This is a genomic window from Dyadobacter ginsengisoli DSM 21015 (assembly GCF_059568735.1).
On record NZ_JCANTY010000004.1, the window covers coordinates 510,031 to 528,938 of the forward strand.

The following is an 18,908-nucleotide window of genomic DNA, read 5'->3' on the forward strand; positions in this document are numbered from 1 at the left end:
TTATTTGCTCGCAGTCGTTGTCGATAGCAATGGAAAATGCCTCTCGGCATGTGTAAATCAGGATGTTCGATTTACAATACAAAGGAGATTTAGCGTTGTTAAAGTGGCATTAACGCTATATTAAAAACGAATTAAAAAGGGGGAAATTTCAGGATGAACGTTGTTCCGGCTCCCAATGCGGACTCCACTTCGATGCTGGCCCCCTGCATGTTGATGATCCGTTTGGTCAATGCCAGACCGATTCCATAACCAGCCTTGCTGATCGTCGAAGCACTCCTGTAGAAGGTATCGAAAATGTAGGGTAACTCTTCGCGCGCGATGCCGATTCCCATGTCGCGGAAGTAAATAATGATCATTTTGTTCTTGATTTCCAGGAAGACATTGCAGGCCTTGTCGGGCGAATACTTGCACGCATTGTCCATCAGGTTCAGAAATGCAGTCCGGAGCAGACTTTCGTCACCGAAGCGTTTCAATTGCTCCTCGTTATCCGGAATCTTATCGTAATGGATCCGCACTTCATAACCGGGATTTTTCTGCTGAATCGAGGCCTTTGCCTGCCAGAGCACCTCGTCGACCCTGATCTTGGAAAATGTGACCTTGAATGCCTTTTCCTCCGTCCGGGCCAGTTCCAGCAACCGGTTCACCAGCTCGTTCATCTCTCTGGCTTCCGACCAGATGCCTTTCAATGCATCCTGGTATTCCTGCGATGTCCGTTCTTTCATTAACCCCAGTTCCGCCTCGCTCATGATCAGCGCCAGCGGTGTACGTAGCTCATGCGATGCATGCGACACGAAGTTTTTCTGGGCCACAAATGCAATCTGAAGGCGTGTCAGCATTTGATTGAACGTTTCGGCCAGTAATGCGAGCTCGTCCTTCTCCCTGCCCACCCGCACCTTTTCGTGCAGGTTATTCGCCGAAATGTTATTGACCTGGTCGATAATATCCGATACAGGTTTAATGGCATCATTTGAAAACTGCCACCCCGCTACCCCGACCAGGATCAGCGATAAAAGCCAGCCAATGAGCAGGATTTCCCGCAACCGGTTCAACTGGTTCATCCCGAGGTAATCATTGGCCACCACCGCCACGACCCACGGTTTCCGGTGATCCTGCAAAATGTGCCGGATGATGATGACCTCTTTTTTGTTGTATTTCGTATGGATCTCTTTTCCGCCGCGGGCCTCAGTCAAAAGCGACCTGGATAATTGAAAATCTTCTTTTCCACTGATGAATATGATAGAATCGGAACCGTCGTAAATGGTGATTTCTTCGTCCAGCAGGATGGTTTTGTTCTCCTTCTCGATCTTTTCGATGTCAGCCTTGCTGATGCCGTTGCTGGCTTCTACCAGCTGGGCAACCGTTTGCCCGCGCTCATTCAGGAAGGAATAGAATTGTTTCTCCCGGTATTGGTCGTAAAAAAAGTAAATGGAAAGACAGAACAGCGCCATAATGGACCCTACCAACATGGTAAAGAGCAGCGTCAGACGCGATTTAATATTCATTCTTCTTTAAAAATATAACCCATACCCACCACGGTATGAATGAGTTTGGTCGGGTAGTCCTTATCCACTTTTTTGCGAAGAAAATTGATATAGACGTCGATCACGTTGGTCCCCGTATCGAAACGGATATCCCAGACCTGTTCTGCAATGTCTACGCGGGAAACCACGCGTCCACGGTTGCGCATCAGGTATTCGAGCAAAGCAAACTCCTTGGCCGTGAGATCAATGCGATTACCTCCCCTGCGTGCGACTTTCTCGTCAAGATTCAGTTCAAGGTCGGCCAGGGCGAGTACCTGACTCGACTGTTCCCGGGCACTGTTCCGCTGCGAGAGGACCTTAATCCTCGCGATAAGCTCGCGAAATTCGAAGGGTTTTACCAGATAATCGTCTCCACCGGCCTCAAAACCATCCAATTTGTCATCGATGGTCCCCAGCGCGGTCAGGAAAAGGATCGGGGTAGTTAATCCATCGCCCCGTAATTGTTTGGCCAGGTCATAGCCATTTAACAACGGCAGGTTCACATCGAGGATAATTACATCAAAACGGTAGTTCGACGCCATTTTCTTACCGACCTGTCCGTCATAAGCCAGTTCTACTTCCCACGATTGTTCTTCGAGGCCCCGTTTCAGGAAGCCCGCCAGTTTCGGTTCGTCTTCTACGACAAGTATTTTCATCGGATGTCAAGCGGTTTGAGGTGCCAAATGTTGCACAGATTTTTGCTTAAAAAAAGGCTGACCGAAATAACGGACAGCCTTTTTGTCTATATCCACACCATTAGAACGTTGGCATTTCTCAACATACTACGTTCTATTATTATGCAAAATATAAAATTTATATTATAAACAATATGTAACTGATCAATTTTACAGAATTTCATGTAAGCATCAGTAGTAATCCGCCGAATTGTCGTAATCCGACCGATCGCCGAACGTGCCGTAATCGTCGTCGTCTTCGAGGCGCATTCCCTTCACTGCTTTTTTAATGAGTCCGATCTGACCCGCGTGATAAACGTCGTGCTGGACGACACCGTGGATTAAAGTATAGTAGGAGTAATCACGTCCCGGCACAAATTCTTCCAGGAAACTATCATCGGCGATTTTTTCCAGCTCGGAGATCAGTTCTTCCTGAGACAGGCTCAGCTCCATCTGGATGGCCTCCCACTCGAATTCATCGACCACCGGAAATTTCTTCCAGTCCTTGTCTTCCGTTTTGATGTCAAACTCCGCATCGCCCTGCAACTTGCGAACTGCAAAAATCCGCCACGTCGTCATGTGATACACGATTTCCGCAATGGAATGGGTATTATTGCTCAATCTGGCCTCGGCCATTTTAGGGGTTACATCCCGCAGAGCCTCCACAACCGACGGACCATACCATGCTTCTTCACTTTCGTAGGTGTCGTTGAGTACATCTATGATTCTTAAAATCTCTTCTTTTGTTTCCATGTTATTAGATTAAACAGCTGCAAATTTATGTTGATTCGCGCGAAGATTACCTAAACGTGCTTCCATTATTAAAGAGACATTTTCCCTGCTTCCATACTCTCCGCGCCTGAGATAGGGATATGCGCTTTCGCGCGCGGCACATCTTGCAACCAATTACCGGTTAGCACAGTCCCCATTGCAGGACCTGTTTCAGGCCTAAAAGTTGAAAGGGAAACATGAGAAAATAAAATGTTCAATTTCAATTTTCGTTTATTTAACAAATTTTAAAATACAACTCAAATGTTCAAGAAAGCTTCTTTGTTCCTACTGATAGCCGGCCTGGGTTTGATGTCTTGTTCCAAAGATCCGATTAGCGACCTTTCTAACGAAGAATCGCTGGTATACATCACTAACCACGACAAATCGGCCAATTTCAGTCAGTTCAAAACATTCAGCATTGTGGACTCCGTACTGATTGTCGAGAACAACCGCACGGGGACGTCCCTCGACGACATCGACCGCGCCATATTGCAACGTATCGTCACCAATATGCAGAACCTTGGCTATAAGTATGTCGGTCCCAAAGAGAAACCGGACGTAGGCATCAACGTAACCTGGATCACCAATACCTATCTGAATGTGGTTTCGCAATATTATGGCGGTTATTGGGGTGGCGGTTATGGCTACGGATATCCGAGTTATTACAACTATTACGAGACCAGTGAAAGCTCATGGCTGATTTCGATGCTGGATTTTAAGAACCCCCAAACAACTCCTACGGGTAAAACTTTCAATGTGATCTGGGATGCCCAGATCCGCGGCGCGGCGATCGGCGACCAAAACCTCATCGAAAAAATGGCGGATTCCATTTTCGGGCAATCCGCCTATCTAAAAATCAAGTAAAATGAAAAGAATCATCATCATTACCCTTTTTCTTGCTGGTGTTCTGCCTGCTTTTGCGCAGGAAAAACCCAAGTTATATACCATTGCATCACCTTTCGAACGTTACACCCACTATCTTGCAACCGCCCGTTTCATGGGTGCTGTTCCAATGGGCTCGTTCAAGGACAACTACATCGATAAGTCGTCATTCCAGAATTTTTCATTGTCCATCGAATGGATCCTGAGAAATTCTCCGCTTTCCGTTGGAGGTGAAATCGGGTCTACCTACTTTGAAAAACGTGTTCCCAGGGATTTATACGAAGGCCAGGAGGGTACTATTTCCGCAGTACAGACACGGACGATCTCGCAATATCCGGTTGAGCTTTTTGCCAACTACCATTTTTTACCTAAAACATCCCGGGTACAGCCTTATGTACAGATCAGCGGAGGTGCCAGCATATTGGATTACACCGTTTACTATGGCAGCCTTAGCTCTCAGAATCAGAAAATAAGACCAAAATATGGTATAGGGGCAGGCTCTAAGTTCTTTTTCAAGAAAGACGGGTCATTTGGGGTCGACGTACGTGTAAAATACGATGGCACGGCGTACAAGTATGATTACATCGACAAAGGCATATCATCAGTAAACGGATCGATCGGCGTATTTTATCGTTGGTGGTAACAATCTCATAGTGGCACATAAAAGGAAGATTTTGTCTAAAACATCGCTTATCTGGATTGGTGGCATTTTTGCATTTCTGATCGGTTCCGGCCTCTGGGCCTGGAACCGTTTCGGATCTACGAGCCACAAAACATATTCCGAGATTACAGAAGGCTTCCCGGTAGCACGGACCCTTGACTCTGCATCCAATGCATGCGACCTGGTTATCAGGCGTTATCGGCAGATCGGCCGCGAAATGCAGTTTGAGCTGGCAGCCAATGCCGGCGGCCTATCCCCTTATGACGTAAGCATTACGCAAAATGGCAAGACACAAACCTTTCAGGCAGTGCCACATCGTTATGGAGCCTGGCTTACGCTCCCCGGCGTAACTGTATCCGACGGAGAAACCCAGATTAAAGTGACGAGCCTTGGCCAGTCGGGGTGCGAGACTACCGCTGCATTCAATTTCAAGGCCGCTCTGAGTAACGAAATCCCGGATGCCAGGGAATGGATCCGCCAGGGAAGCAAAGACAACTGGCTCGATGTCAGGCCATTCAGAAAGGATAACAAGCTTTACTTGAAGGATTTCGCTAATTACAACGACAGCCGTACAAAAGTGGTAATGATCGACGGTATCGTTGTGAACGGCCTGGAAAATGGTATCGAAGTAAAACCCGGATATCTCTATTCGGTTACGGCCAGATGGATCGACGCTCCTTACAACGACTGGTGGAATACGGCGAGAAACCGTTCAGTACGCCAGCAGAATATCTGGTTATCGGGCCGCGCGGATGTCCCGAAAGGTACCGGACTTACCCGGATCGACATTCCCGATTGGTTTTCCCCATCGCGCGGTATCAACGTCGATTTTGACACCAGTTTTCCGGAGTTTCAGCCCATTAAAGGGAAATTGGTTGCACAGTACCGGCTCAACAACTACGTACCTTCGACCAATTACTATAACCGCGGCATCGGGTATCTGGCTGGCACCGAAAAGGAGTTTCCTTCCGAAAAATTACATTACACGGCAACACCCAACTATTTTGGCGATAAGGACGAAAAATGGTTTGCGCAGCTTTCAAAGGAACAAGTCGAAGCATTAGCGGGTGTCCCCGGTTTCGGTATATATGCCTACGATTTTGAATTCTGGAATCAGCGGTATCCGAAGGAGGTCATTCAACGGCTGATCTGGTTCTCTAATGTAGTAAGAAAGAACCATCCTAATATGCACCTGATGGATTACTGGGGCGGCGGTGCATACACCAACCCCCATATCAACACGGTGGGAGGTGCCAACCCGAAGGATTTTTTCAAGGATTACAGCGAACCTAAGGCCAATAATCCCAATTTTGATCCGCTACCCAACGGAGAAAGCTTCCGCAACATATTCAATACCACACCGATCGACGTTTATCCGAAGCCGATGTTCGCTACCGACGCCGCGGGTAATTCACCTAACAATTTCGTGTTGCTTTCAGCGATCCATTCGCTCAGGATCAATCAGCTTATATCTTACCAGAAGAACAACAAGTTTATCTTTTATGGGTGGAACCGGTATATGCCACTATACAAAGATCCTATTGTCCCCTGGAACTACCAGCTGACAGATCCCAAGGGAGAATTGATCATGAACCAGCTTGAAATGATGCCCGCCAGCCAGGCGCTCAGCTTTTCGCTCTTCTCACTCATCATGTTCGACGGCTATTATCTCTGGCATGATGGCGGCCCCAGTGCTAAAAACCCCAACGCTTACAAATTATCCAAAGATATGTGGGGCTGGGGCTATGAGTGGTACCCTGCTGATGGCAAAACACCTGAAGGAGAGGTTGGCAGGAATACCAGCGGCGGAACAGCCGCACCATATTGGGACTTCCCTACAGAATATTATGCATTGGGGAACTGGATGGCCAAACAGGTCGAAGATGTTCTTACCGGCGGCAGGAATCAGGACCTGGCATTGCAGCTTGATGGCCGGTGGATCGAGCCTAAAAAAGAGCAAGCCCTGCTGGCTATTGAAGGGAAACAGCCGTTTGTCACGTCCATCGTGAAAGGTAACCAAATCGTAGTTCTTGCCGTGGACTCGTTCCAGCAACCGCAGGCAAGCCGTTCGATCAAAATCCGATTGCCTGACGGAAGCACCTCCGATATCGAGTTATACGGAAATTGGCCGGCATTGTATCGGGGAACACTGAAAAAGTAAAAAAATCCTAAAAGCTCACTTACCGGTGAGCTTTTAGGATTTTAGGCGACTCTTACGTAACTCCCAAGCCATTTGAGATGCGTCCCGTACTTGTGCATGATCTCCTGCACCTTCGGATCGTCCATATGCCCCAGAAATTCGACCAGGAACCATGCCCTGAAAGAAGCTTCTCCCCGCAATGGGCGGCTTTCTATTTTAGTGAGGTTGATACCCCTGTCATTGAAATCTTTTAAAAACTCGTACAGCACACCAGGCCTGTTGGTATTAGGCAGATTGGCAATGATCGTCGTTTTGTCATCGCTGCTTTTCACGTTCGTAAATTCCTTGGCCAGGATCAGGAAGCGCGTCTGGTTCTGGTCGCTGTCTTCAATGTTGTCAAAGAGGATCGGCACTCCGAATAACCGCGCAGAAATAGACGAGCAGATCGCCGCTGCATCCGGTTCATCCGCTGCCAGCTTGGCCGCTTTGGACGTAGAATCAACCGGCACGAGTTCGATTCCCATTCCTGCCAGATATTCGGTGATAAACTTGCCGCATTGCCTGAATGCAATGTCCTTCGAGTAAATCCTCCGGATCGCTTTGAGACTGTCAGACTGGGATGCGAAGGTAAAATGTACTTTCAGCAGCATTTCGGCTACTATCGAAAGATTCTTTTCACGTAAAAAGTCAACCGTTTCGATCACGATGCCCTCCTGATTGTTTTCGATCGGGACTACTCCAAATTTTGCGCGGCCCGTTTCCACACTTTCGAAGACAGAATGGATCGTCGGCAACACCAGATATTCACTCATGGCCCCGAACCGGCCTTCTGCCGCCTGGTGTGTGAAGCTTCCTTCCGGCCCCAGATAAGAGACCCTTTCCGGCAGTTCGAGATTACGCGAAACCGCAAAAATCTCAAAGAAAATGGCGTCGATCGCCTGACGTGTCAGCAACCCGGTGTTATGCCTGGCCAGCCTGTCAAGGATCTGCTTTTCCCGCTCCGGTCGGTAAATAATGGATTGGGACGACCGTTTTAGTTCGCCCACGGTTTTGACGAGCTCCATGCGCTCGTTCAAAATGCTCAACAACTGATCGTCAATGTCGTCGATCCTATTTCTTAATTCCTGTAATTCCACAAAGACATATTAATATGATGATCAACGGAGCGGCAAGTTTAACTTTTAAAGTAAAGCCCCCCCCCCGCTGATATTACTTGACCCTTCCAAAGATAATGAAAGGCAACACTATCCTGCGAGTGCCAACTCTTCCACATTCTTCTCTACTTTGAGATTATCAATAATAAAGCGCTGTCTTTCAGGCGTGTTCTTACCCATAAAATAGCTTAACAGTTTCTGGATGGAAGTCTCCTTCTGAAGAATAACCGGCTCAACCTTCATGTCCTCTCCAATGAACTTTCCAAACTCCTCGGGAGAAATCTCTCCTAGCCCCTTGAAGCGGGTAATCTCGGGCTTGCTTCCTAATTTTCCAATCGCAGCCTGCTTTTCCTCGTCACTGTAGCAATAAATTGTTTCTTTCTTGTTACGCACCCGGAACAGCGGGGTTTCCAGTACAAAAAGGTGCCCGTTCCGTACCAGGTCCGGAAAAAATTGCAGGAAAAAGGTCAATAACAACAAACGGATGTGCATTCCGTCAACATCGGCATCGGTAGCGATGATAATGCGGTTGAAACGAAGGTTTTCCACACCGTTCTCCACATCCAGTGCGTGTTGCAACAGATTGAATTCCTCGTTCTCATAAACGATCTTTTTGGTCAGACCGAAACAATTCAGCGGCTTTCCACGCAAGCTGAACACAGCCTGTGTTTGAATATCGCGCGACTTGGTAATGGAACCGCTTGCCGAGTCTCCTTCTGTGATAAAGAGTGTCGTCTCGTACCGCTGGTCACTCTTGGCATCCGTCAGGTGCAACCGGCAGTCACGCAGTTTTTTGTTATGCAAATTGGCTTTCTTTGCCCGATCATTGGCCAGCTTCTTGATCCCCGCCAACTCTTTACGCTCCCGTTCCGACTGTTCGATCCGCTTTTTCAACGCATCTCGCGATTCGGGATTCATGTGCAGATAATTATCGAGCCTTTCTTTGACAAAATCATTGACAAAAGTCCGCACGGTGGTACTGTTGGGGTCCGGCGTAATGGTGTTCGAGCCTAGCTTGGTTTTTGTTTGCGATTCGAAAACCGGTTCTTGTACCCGGATCGCGACAGCTCCGATAATCGAGGACCGAATGTCTTCAGGAGCATAGTCTTTCCCAAAATGTTCTCGCACCGCACGAACTATCGCTTCCCTGAATGCAGCTAAATGGGTACCACCCTGTGTCGTATACTGACCATTCACAAATGAGTAGTATTCCTCACCATACTGATTACCATGCGTCATCGCCAACTCAATATCTTCGCCCTTCAGATGAATGATCGGATAGCGCAGCGTTTCCGCGTCGGACTTACTTCGGAGCAGGTCGAGCAATCCATTCTGGGAGAAATATTTCTGCCCGTTAAAATTGATAGTCAACCCGGCATTCAGATAGCAGTAATTCCAGATCATATTATCGAGATACTGCGGGATGTACCGGAAGTTCTTAAAAATTGTTCCGTCCGGCTCAAATGCGATGTGCGTACCATTCCGCTGGCTACTCGTACCTTCGTCCGACTCGCTCAGGAGCCCTCCCTGGTGAAATTCCGCACTCTTGGTTTTGCCATCACGGAACGACTGCACCCGAAAATGACTGGAAAGGGCATTAACCGCCTTGGTACCTACTCCGTTCAATCCCACAGATTTCTGAAAAGCGCCGGAATCGTACTTCCCTCCCGTGTTGATTTTGGAAACACAATCCACTACTTTTCCAAGCGGAATACCACGGCCATAATCGCGCACCTCAACCCGGTGCTCGGTTATCTTGATCTCGATCGTTTTACCGTTGCCCATCATATGTTCATCGATAGAATTATCGACGATCTCCTTGACAAGCACGTAGATTCCGTCGTCAACAGACGAGCCATCCCCGAGCTTCCCGATATACATCCCGGGTCTCAGGCGGATATGTTCCTTCCAGTCGAGTGACCGGATGCTGCTCTCGTCGTATTGAACATTTGTACTTTCCATATTTATAACTATTCTTTTAGGAGTATTCCCGTTTTTGAAGTGGTATTTTAATAATTTTACTCTTTTGTCGTTAGCCTGTTATAACTTTGCCCGGCTTTGTGATAACCGGCCCCGATTAATAGAAATTCTTTAAAAATAGGAAAAATCTAATTTACTTTGCCATGATATACACATTCACAACATTGCGTGTACTCGAATCCCAAATTCAAAAATACTAGTCTTACACATAGTTTTAATGAATTTTCAGACTTTCAATAGTACAATAATTCTTCTTATGAACAGATCCAGGTTGGCTAAAAGTTATAAATCTCTACTCCCCTATTTCCTCAGTTTAATCATTTCCTTACCCACTTTTGCACAGGTTACCGCTCCTGCCCCCTCATCTGGAACGCAGGCGCCGAGTTCAACCGCGCCACAGGGTAATTCACAATCCGGGGCACCCAGAGGCAATTCAACGGGTAATTCTACCGGCAATACGCCATCGGGAACAGGGAACCAGCAAGGCGGAAACCAGGGAGGGACTCAGCAAGGCGGAAATCAACAATCCGGAAACCAGCAGGGCGATGGCCAGGGTGGCGAAAAAGGAAAAGCTAACCAGAACGCCCAAAATAGCGAGGGCGGCGGAGAGCAAAGCAAAATCAACACCAGTACAAGCACCACGCTGACTCCTGAGCAGCAGCAAAAAGAAGCGCTTCGCCAGAAAATATACGGTTATTCAATTTTTGCCGATAAAAATCTTGCTCCGATCCCTGATTTGCAGGTTGTTACACCTACCAACTATGTAGTAGGCCCGGATGATGAACTGAAAATCTACTTGTATAACTACGCTGAAAGCACCTACGAGGTGGTCGTGAATAAAGATGGCTTCATTAGCATCCCGCGGGTCGGAAATGTGATGGTAGCCGGACGTACAATCGAGGAAATCAAAAAGATTCTCATCGACAAATTTGCCAAATTTGTGCCTGGCATGATCGGTACGGGTGGCGAAACAGCCAGAACGAAATTGATGGTCACCCTGGGCGACGTACGCTCTGTGAAGGTTTTCGTGACCGGAGAGGTAATCAATCCCGGGACTTACACCGTGTCCTCCCTTTCCTCCGCATTTAACGCATTGTATCAGGCAGGAGGCCCGAACGAAATTGGATCTTTCCGTGAAGTACGCGTTGTACGCCAGGGCAAAGTGGTTTCGCGCATGGACATCTATGATTACCTTGTCAATGGAAAAATCGATGGCGATATCCGCGTTCAGGAAAACGACAATGTCGTGGTAGGATACTATCTGAAACGCACTGAAATAGCAGGGATGGTAAAACGCCCGGGTATTTATGAATTGAAACCGGAAGAGAAACTTGGCGACGTATTGCGTTATGCAGGCGGTTTCAGCGACAAAGCATATCGTGCCAGGTTGAAGATCCAGCGGATCACCTCCAAAGAACGCAAGATTCTGGATGTATCGGAAAGCGACTATGATACCTTCGAAATGTCCACCGGAGACTCCATCAACGTGGAAACCGTACTTGACCGCTATGAAAACATTGTGACGATCGAAGGCGCTGTAATGCGTCCTGGAGAGTATTCTCTCGACAATAGCCCGTCACTCAAAAAACTGATCGAAAATGCCCAGGGGATGCGTGAAGACGCATTTGTAGGACGTATTAATGTCCTGAGAACGCGCGAGGATTTAACCATCCAAACCATTCCCATCAACTATACCGACATTCTGAACAATGTTACACCGGACCTGATCCTGACGCGTCTGGATCAGATAGTTGTTCCATCCAGATTTGAAATGGCAGAAACTGCCTATATCAGCGTCGAAGGCGAAGTTAACAATACTAAGATCGGCGAGAATGAAGGCAAATTTCCATACACCACGGACATCACGCTTGAAGATGTGCTCGTGCAGGCAGGAGGTCTGAAAGAATCGGCTTACACTTCTGAAATTGAAGTGGTTCGGAGAAAAAGAAACTCCGTGGCGGGTGCAGCGAATGCGCAGATTTCGGAGGTCTATAAGTTTAATGTAAACAGGGACCTTTCCCTGAATGCTAAAGCAACCAATTTTGTGCTGTTCCCTTTTGATCAGGTCATCGTAAGAAAATCTCCTAACTACGTGGAGCAGCAAACTGTTTTTGTAGAAGGCGAAGTATTGGTAACTGGCCCATATACGATCATCAACAAGAACGACAAGATCAGCGATATCATCAAAAGAGCGGGTGGTTTGACCGAATTGGCCTATCCTGAGGGTGCTACGTTACTACGCAGAACGATTGTCAAAAGTCTGGACGAGCCGGTTGACTACGAACAGGTTCAGGCAACAGAAAAAAGCATCAAGGCAGGGACTGTCACAGGCGATCTCCCGAATGTTAAGGAAGAAAAGATCGGTATCGTACTGAAAAACATCCTCAAAAACCCGGGCTCTTTCGAAGATCTCGTAGTACAGGAAGGCGACATTATCCGTATCCCGAAACGTCTGGAAACAGTGCAGGTAGCCGGTTCCGTTCTTTATCCTACGACCGTCAAATATGGCAAAGGCATGTCATTCTCCGACTACATTTCGCAATCCGGCGGCTTCACGGTTCAATCTCTGAGAAAGAGCTCTTATATCAAATATCCTAACGGGAACATCGATAGAACCAGAAGATTCCTGTTCTTCAATGTATATCCCAAAGTACAGCCGGGTTCTGAGATTTTCGTGCCAACCAGAGCTGCTCCTTCTCTGAACCCTCAACAAACTATCTCGACTGCCACAACGCTCCTGAGCTCTGTGATGGGATTAATCGTAACAGTATTGGCATTCCGCTCAATCAAATAACCATGTCGACAGCGACCACACAACAAATTCCCGAAGACGAACTATCCCCGAAAGAGGTCGTCGAGAAAATCCTGGTAGTCAAAACGGCTATTTTCCGTAACTGGAAGATGCTCCTGCTATTGCCTGCATTAGGTTTCGGCATAGGCTACGCCATGGACACCTATCAGAAAAAACCGCCTATCTACGAGGCCAACGTGGTTTTCAACCTGGGTGGCGGCAGCCAGGGTTCTGGTTTTGGTGACGTGGCAGGGCTGCTGGGACTGGGATCTGCTCCTGACGCCAACATTTTTACCGGAGAGAACTTTTTCTATTTCATAAAGTCAAGGCCGGTATTGGAAAGAAACCTGCTGAAGGAAATCGACATCCATGGCAAAAAAGAGATTTTTGCTAATTTCTATATCGATTCCAGCGGTATCAAGACCTCCGATTGGGAAGAGAGACCAGATCTTCAGGCTTTCCGTTTTAAGACAAATGATATTACTAAACTGGATCTGAATTCGCGGATGATCTTGAATGCGATCGTAAAGCGTACAGCGGAAGCCACCGAGATCGCCTCCCTGGATCGGAAGTCGTCGTTTACATCGATATCCACGAAAATGGAGAATGAGTACCTGGCAGGCCTTTGGGTAACCACCCTTCTCAAAACCGTGGAGGAAATGTACACCGAGAACCAGACCCAGAAAACCCGTAAAACATTACGTCTTCTTCAGCATCGTGCCGACTCCCTGGCAGCAGTACTCGGAATAGCAGAACACAAGCTGGCGAAACAGCTCGATTACAGTGCACAGATCATGATGCCTGAGGCGAAGGTTTCCGCCAACAGCATGGAACGGAAGTCATCCTTCCTGCAACAGCTGTACTATGAGGCAATGGCAAATGCAGAGAAAATGCGCGTATCTCTCGTCAGGGAGGCACCGCTGTTTACCGAAATCGAAGGTGTCAAAGTACCACTGGATGTTAAATACGAAGACAAGCGCAATGCTAAAATAGGTGCACTGATAGGTCTGATGATCGCTCTCATCTTCATCTATTTCAGAACGGTGTTCTCCACTACAACTGTGAGCAAGGAGGTAGTAACGGCATAATCATGGCAACTCAGCACTCTATTACGATTAAAGCGGGAGGATCCGAGAAAGACTATTGGAAGGATCTCTGGCTGAACCGACAACTTCTCTGGATCCTTTCAAAAAGGGATATTTCGGTACGTTACAAACAAACGCTTCTTGGTGTGGCGTGGAGCGTACTACGCCCGCTCATGACAATGACCGTCATGGTGTTTGTATACAGCTATGTCGCAAAATTAAAAGCCGATCCCGGGGTTCCCTACCCGCTGATGGTACTGGTGGGCCTGACAATCTGGACATTTTTTGCCAATACATTTACCCAGATCAGCAACAGTATCCTGATTAACTCCAATCTTGTTTCCAAAGTTTACTTTCCGCGATTGCTAATGCCGTTGAGCTCCATTGCGGTGGGGTTTGTCGATTTTTTGATCACATTCGGCATCTATTTGCTCGTTACGACGTTCTTTCAATATCCCATAAGCTGGCAGATCGTGTTTCTTCCTTGCTTTGTTTTACTTACATTTATTACATCGATGGGCTTCGGCCTGTTTTTTGCGGTGTTGAATGTACGGTTCCGGGATATCGGTCAGCTCATTCCATTTCTGGTCCAGGTTGGCATGTATGTATGCCCTGTTGCATATTCGAGCAAACTCGTAGAAGGGACCTGGTATGAGAAATATTACAACCTGAACCCGCTGGTAGGCATTATCGATGGTTTCCGTTGGTGCCTGCTGGGAAGCAAATCATACTTTAACCCGCAAAGTCTTTATTCGACCGTGATAACGTCGACCGTGATCCTAGCCGTCGCTGTCGTTTATTTCCGCAGAAAAGAAAATACTTTCGTGGACCATATCTGAAAAATTTACTTCCGGGCATGTCAGTAATCGTAGCTGAAAACATCAGCAAAAAATATATCATCGACCACCAGCGCAAAAACGGCTCTTCCGGTTTACGCGACATCGTGTCCGACACGATGAAAAAGTGGTTTTCTTCGGAAAAGGATAAATCCGGCTTCGCAGAAAAAGAAGAGTTCTGGGCACTGCAGGATGTCAATTTCAGTATTGACAAAGGTGATCGCATCGGAATCGTGGGGCATAACGGCGCGGGCAAATCCACGCTTTTGAAAATCCTAAGCCGCATTACCGAACCTACCACCGGCCAGATCAAGATCGACGGTAGGATCGCCAGCTTGCTCGAAGTCGGAACAGGCTTTCACCCGGAGCTAACAGGCAGAGAGAATATTTTCCTGAATGGTGCTATCCTGGGGATGTCCAAATCCGAGATCAGGCAGTCGTTTGACGCCATTGTAGATTTTGCGGGTGTTGAAAAATTTCTGGATACACCCGTAAAAAGGTATTCATCAGGCATGTATGTAAGACTAGGGTTTGCGATCGCTGCTCACCTGAACCCTGAGATCCTGATCGTCGATGAAGTACTGGCCGTAGGCGACACCGAGTTCCAGAAAAAATGTCTCGGCAAAATGCGTGACGTTTCTGAAAGCGGCCGTACACTGTTGTTCGTCAGCCACAACCTTACTGCTATTCAGGCACTTTGTAACAAATCTTTCTATTTTGAAAAGGGCCGTCTGATCGACCAGGGCGAAACAACGCACATCGTTACCAACTACCTCAGCAAAGTATCGCACAAATCCCTGGAAAAGCACTGGGATAATGTAGACGGCGCGCCGGGTAACGATCAGGTAAGAGTAAAAAGCTTCAAGCTTTTCCCTGAATACCAGGACGATCTGAACCATATCGATGTACGGACGCCTATTAACTTCCAGTTCGAATTCTGGAATATGGTAGAGGGCGCAACATTGAACCTGAGCATGCACCTCTACACTTTTACCGGCGAATGTATCTTCAATGTAGGCACACCCGCTGAAAGCTTCTCAAAGGGGATAGTCAGTGGCACTTGCGAGCTTCCCGGCAACTTCCTCAATGATGGCTCATATGTGGTGTCTATGATGATCGTAAAAGATACCAGCACAGTGCTTTACACCATGGAGGAAGCATTGGTATTTGATATCGAAGACTATCGTGAAAATGTGACCTGGTATGGCAAATGGCCCGGCTACATTCGCCCTCAACTCAATTTTTCCATTCGCCAAACTGAACACGTAGTGAATGATTAACGTCACTAAAACTTTTCTACCAGATCAGGAAGAATATCTGCAATATGTCCGGGAGATTTGGGACCGGGGATACCTCACCAATAACGGACCGGTTTTACAGAAACTCGAAGCGCAGCTAAAGGAATACCTGAACGTCGACTACCTGTATTTTTGCGGTAACGGCACGATCGTCCTTCAGATAGCAATCAAAGCGCTTGAACTCCAAGGAGAGATCATTACCACTCCCTTCTCCTATGTGGCCACATCCAATGCGATCCTTTGGGAGAATTGTACGCCTGTGTTTGTCGACATTGATCGTGAAACGTTCAATATTAATCCAGAGCTTATCGAGGCGGCTATCACACCGTCGACTTCGGCGATCCTGGCAACCCATGTATACGGCAATCCATGTGATGTCGACGCCATTGCAGACATTGCGGAAAGGCATAACCTGAAAGTCATTTACGACGCTGCGCATGCGTTCGGGGTAAACTATAAGGGAAAATCCCTGCTCTCGTATGGCGATCTGAGCACCTGCAGTTTTCATGCAACAAAAGTTTTTCACACCATCGAAGGAGGAGCATTGATTTCAAACCATCCGGAACTGGATCGAAAACTTCATTTGCTACGCGCATTCGGGCACCAGGGTGACGAATACTACGAGTTTGCGGGGATCAATGGAAAAAACTCCGAATTCCATGCCGCAATGGGCCTGGTAAATCTCCCGCACGTGCAGTCGATCATCGAAGCACGCCGTGAAGTTTTTGCTGCATATGACAGCCTTCTCAACTGGGATATTCTTTTCAAACCGACGTTGAGCGAGGACATTGACTATAACTACGCGTACTACCCTGTGGTGTTCCCTTCCGAAGCAGTCATGTTCCGGGTTATGGACGCATTACGGGAAGAGGAGATCATTCCACGAAGATATTTCTATCCTTCTCTGAACACACTTTCCTTTATGCCGAGGCAAATTGCTTGTCCGGTTTCAGAGGATATCGCGGCAAGAGTGTTAAGTTTGCCCCTTTATGTCGGTCTTCCGTACGCAGATATAGAACGGATATCCCGCATTATTAACGGTCATCTATCACCATAGACGCATGGTCATTCTTTATTGGCTAAGTTTTTTCCTGTTTTTATACGGTGTCAGCTTTGTTGCAAAGAAAATTGCTCAACCCTCTCTCACAGAGCTGATCATCACATCCTTTATCCTTTTTGTCGGTAGCATTATTCCTACCGGCTTTGTGCTGTCGGCGCTGGACCTCACGGCAAACGTTTTTGCTTGGATCGGCGGCAATTTCATTACCCTTGCATTACAATATCTGCTCTGGACGAGGCTCGTACCCCGGCAGGGGAGCTATACAATTCGCGCGCTGATCGCCAACAGGGCTGTAACTTTCAAGCTCTGGACCAAGGAGTTATCCCCCTATCTGAAAGTAATTTTCGGCGCCATGTTCCTGACATTCGCTGTCATTGGGATAACCAACCTCATACTCGTGTTATTCACGGCTCCAAATGAATGGGACAGCATGACCGGTCACCTGAATCGTGCCATCCGTTACATTCAGCGTGGTACCATGGAGCATTTCGGAGGTGCCAACTGGAACATGGACACCTATCCGAAAAGCCTCACCACGATCCACGTCTATTCCTACCTGATCAGCGGGGGCATCGAGAATACATTCAAGCTTATCCACCATTTGTCGTATTACGTGACGCTGGTGTCTGTCTTTGGAATTGCACAGAGAATCGGAAGAAACCTGTCGGCAAGCTTTTTCTGCGCTTTGGCATACAGCATGTTCCTCGATTTTCTTATGCAGGCTGTTACCACTGAAACAGATATCGTGCTGACTGCCTACCTGAGCTGCCTCCTGTATTTCCTGTTCACTTATTATACTAACCGCGACAACCGCTATCTCTATTTTGCGGGGATCACTTTCGCGATTGTGACGGGTCATAAAGCGACGTTCGCTTTGCTCATGCCATCTGTGTTCGTCATCATGATCTACACCGTTTTCCTTGCGCCCAATTTCAAAGTATTTTTTGAAAGGACTTTAAGGCTAGGAACTGCGATTGCGTTTTTTGTATTGATCTATACATTACCGACCGGCTATATCCGTAACATTCAAGTCTTCGGACATCCCATTGGCCCCCCTACGGCACGATACCATCAGTCGTTCGAACGGGCCGGGAGCATGGCTAACCTATTTGAGCAGGGTAGCCGGAACGTTATCCGCTACACCTACGATTTTTGCAACCTCGACGGGATCAGGAATGCCCAATGGGGTTATGACCTGAACGCCGTTATCCGGAAGCCATTGGTAGCGCTGGAAGACAAACTACGCATGCGCCTCGACGACGAGACCGACTTTACCATTGTTCCATTCTCATTGCAGCGGGGGTTCTATTATTACAATGCCAATCCTTACTGGGGCGTATTCGGGTTTGCACTGGCGCTGCCTATTATGCTTCTTGTATTGATCCGGGTATTCAGATCGCGCGTGCATTTCTTTCTGGCCATCGCGTTCTGCCTTCACCTGGCCGCTATCTCATATTCCGCGGCCTACGATCCGTTCAAAGGCCGTTACTTTATGGAATCGGGCATATTTGGTGCTCTTTTCCTGCTTTTGCTCTTTTCACATCACCGCCTTTCGATCATCAAGCCGCGCAGGAATGTGTGGAAAGGCTATGTTATGCTGATTGTTGGTGTTGCCTGTGTTTCCGCTGTAATGGCCGTTTATCTAAATATCCGCTGCCTCCCGTTTGCATCTTACGGTATGGAATCGGCATTGACGATGGATCGCATTCCTTACCAGACATTTGCGCGGCCTGACATTACGAAAGCATATGTCCGTTTCGATTCACTCGTGCCTCAGAATGCAACCGTAGCACTGGCAACTGTCAACAGTGACTTTGAATACCCTCTCTATGGCGAAAAACTGACCCGAAAACTGATTTCCATCAATCCTTTCGAAGAAGGTCTCCGCCCAATCCCCAAAGAAGCAGATTACCTTTTTTACGCCCGAAAGGTTATCAATGACACCAGCAAGATCCGCGCATTGCCAACGGATATCCGGCTTGGATCGGACACGACGATGCATCATCTGATGGAGAAAGGCGAAGATTATTATCTGAGAAAACTCAAATAGCCCTAA

The 18,908-nt window shown here is 47.5% G+C and carries 14 protein-coding genes; 9 read left to right on the forward strand and 5 right to left on the reverse strand.

All coding sequences use genetic code 11. The features are described from left to right. Window positions 1–131: 131 nt before the first annotated feature. From BP71_RS17205 to BP71_RS17215, 3 genes are all read right to left on the reverse strand, one after another. The gene (locus tag BP71_RS17205; protein WP_496381356.1) at window positions 132–1,502 is read right to left on the reverse strand and encodes a HAMP domain-containing sensor histidine kinase; all 1,371 of its coding nucleotides are present in this window, start codon (window positions 1,500–1,502) and stop codon (window positions 132–134) included. Continuing rightward, entirely contained in the window at window positions 1,499–2,176 is a 678-nt protein-coding gene (locus BP71_RS17210) for a response regulator (RefSeq protein ID WP_496381358.1), read from the reverse strand. Before BP71_RS17210 ends, BP71_RS17205 begins: the two co-directional genes overlap by 4 nt. A 210-nt stretch (window positions 2,177–2,386) precedes the next feature. Further along, window positions 2,387–2,947 carry a DinB family protein gene (locus BP71_RS17215; RefSeq protein ID WP_496381360.1) on the reverse strand — a complete coding sequence of 187 codons (561 nt, stop codon included), beginning with the start codon at window positions 2,945–2,947 and terminating at the stop codon, window positions 2,387–2,389. Between the two features lie 279 nt (window positions 2,948–3,226). On the opposite strand from BP71_RS17215, the gene BP71_RS17220 reads away from it, so the two are divergent. Genes BP71_RS17220 through BP71_RS17230 form a run of 3 tightly spaced genes read left to right on the forward strand, consistent with a single transcriptional unit; the run spans window position 3,227 to window position 6,669 of the window. Beyond that, window positions 3,227–3,829, forward strand: a complete 603-nt coding sequence (locus BP71_RS17220) for a DUF4136 domain-containing protein (RefSeq protein WP_496381362.1) — start codon at window positions 3,227–3,229, stop codon at window positions 3,827–3,829. Between the two features lies 1 nt (window position 3,830). After that, window positions 3,831–4,490, forward strand: coding sequence for a hypothetical protein (locus tag BP71_RS17225; RefSeq protein WP_496381364.1), 660 nt, complete (start codon window positions 3,831–3,833; stop codon window positions 4,488–4,490). Between the two features lie 31 nt (window positions 4,491–4,521). Next, window positions 4,522–6,669, forward strand: coding sequence for a hypothetical protein (locus BP71_RS17230; RefSeq protein ID WP_496381366.1), 2,148 nt, complete (start codon window positions 4,522–4,524; stop codon window positions 6,667–6,669). A 41-nt stretch (window positions 6,670–6,710) separates the two neighbouring features. Here the strand turns inward: BP71_RS17230 and pheA are convergent, their stop codons facing one another. Next, window positions 6,711–7,784, reverse strand: a complete 1,074-nt coding sequence (pheA, locus tag BP71_RS17235) for a prephenate dehydratase (RefSeq protein WP_496381368.1) — start codon at window positions 7,782–7,784, stop codon at window positions 6,711–6,713. A 108-nt stretch (window positions 7,785–7,892) separates the two neighbouring features. Further along, window positions 7,893–9,764: a DNA topoisomerase IV subunit B gene (locus BP71_RS17240; protein WP_496381370.1), complete on the reverse strand. Its 1,872-nt coding sequence runs from the start codon at window positions 9,762–9,764 to the stop codon at window positions 7,893–7,895. Window positions 9,765–10,038: 274 nt separating this feature from the next. On the opposite strand from BP71_RS17240, the gene BP71_RS17245 reads away from it, so the two are divergent. Genes BP71_RS17245 through BP71_RS17270 form a run of 6 tightly spaced genes read left to right on the forward strand, consistent with a single transcriptional unit; the run spans window position 10,039 to window position 18,902 of the window. Beyond that, entirely contained in the window at window positions 10,039–12,576 is a 2,538-nt protein-coding gene (locus BP71_RS17245) for an SLBB domain-containing protein (RefSeq protein ID WP_496381372.1), read from the forward strand. A gap of 2 nt (window positions 12,577–12,578) precedes the next feature. After that, complete coding sequence (locus tag BP71_RS17250; protein WP_496381374.1) at window positions 12,579–13,661, forward strand: GumC domain-containing protein; 1,083 nt, start codon at window positions 12,579–12,581, stop codon at window positions 13,659–13,661. 2 nt (window positions 13,662–13,663) lie between these two features. Further along, complete coding sequence (locus BP71_RS17255) at window positions 13,664–14,497, forward strand: ABC transporter permease (RefSeq protein WP_496381376.1); 834 nt, start codon at window positions 13,664–13,666, stop codon at window positions 14,495–14,497. 17 nt (window positions 14,498–14,514) lie between these two features. Beyond that, complete coding sequence (locus tag BP71_RS17260) at window positions 14,515–15,774, forward strand: ABC transporter ATP-binding protein (RefSeq protein ID WP_496381378.1); 1,260 nt, start codon at window positions 14,515–14,517, stop codon at window positions 15,772–15,774. After that, complete coding sequence (locus BP71_RS17265) at window positions 15,767–16,849, forward strand: DegT/DnrJ/EryC1/StrS family aminotransferase (RefSeq protein WP_496381380.1); 1,083 nt, start codon at window positions 15,767–15,769, stop codon at window positions 16,847–16,849. Before BP71_RS17260 ends, BP71_RS17265 begins: the two co-directional genes overlap by 8 nt. A gap of 4 nt (window positions 16,850–16,853) precedes the next feature. Beyond that, on the forward strand, window positions 16,854–18,902 hold the full coding sequence (locus tag BP71_RS17270; RefSeq protein ID WP_496381382.1) for an ArnT family glycosyltransferase: 2,049 nt from the start codon (window positions 16,854–16,856) through the stop codon (window positions 18,900–18,902). Window positions 18,903–18,908: the final 6 nt, after the last annotated feature.